This is a genomic window from Devosia psychrophila (genome assembly GCF_000971275.1).
Classification (GTDB): domain Bacteria; phylum Pseudomonadota; class Alphaproteobacteria; order Rhizobiales; family Devosiaceae; genus Devosia; species Devosia psychrophila.
The window spans coordinates 1-641 of sequence record NZ_LAPV01000221.1 but is presented as its reverse complement, the minus strand read 5'-3'; the positions used below and the strand labels follow the sequence as shown (position 1 = coordinate 641).

Below are 641 nucleotides of genomic sequence, written 5' to 3'. Positions count from 1 at the left end.
CTATTTCTGCGGCGCCTATAATTTCGACGGCGGCGTTATCGATCCCAACATGATCAGCGCCTATCGCGAATATACCACCCCTTATGCCGGCCTGCCGCAGGTGCTGCGGCCCGATGGGGTGTATCAAAGCCAGATTCGGTTCGGCATGTATCGCTGGCACATTACCGATCCGATCCGGTTCGACGACGATCTGCGCGTCACCATCCAGGCGCTGGGCTGGCGCACCGAAAAGAAAGACCGCCGCTACCTGCCGCTTCAGGACGACATCGCGTCGGTGGCCTTCTGGTACCAGACGCTGCCGACGGCTCCTTTCCCCGAACTCGCACCACCCGATTACCTCGAAGTGATCTGATGAACCTCCTTCGTTATATCGCCGGGCGGCTGGTTGTTTATGCGCTCGTTATCATCTTTGCGCTGACAGTGCTGTTCTTCGTGCCGCGGCTCGGACCCACCGATCCGGTCGAAGCCATGCTGGCCAAGGTGGCGTCGCAGGGCGCCTACATGGACGCGGCGCAGGTCGATGCGCTGCGCCAGTCGCTGGCCGATACCTTTGGGCTCGATGGTTCGCTATGGGAGCAGTCAACCGCCTTCATCAAGCGCATCCTCTTCCCCGCCGATTTCGGACCATCGCTGTCGATGTT

General features: G+C 60.5%; 1 protein-coding gene and 1 pseudogene. Both read left to right on the top strand.

The genetic code is table 11. The features are described 5' to 3' along the window. Positions 1-352: DUF2961 domain-containing protein (locus WH91_RS20990; RefSeq protein WP_046172966.1), on the top strand; the 352-nt coding region annotated here is incomplete at its 5' end. After that, positions 352-641 (top strand): annotated as a pseudogene (locus tag WH91_RS20985) (ABC transporter permease); the annotation flags it as partial. The gene WH91_RS20990 and the pseudogene WH91_RS20985, both read left to right, overlap by 1 nt.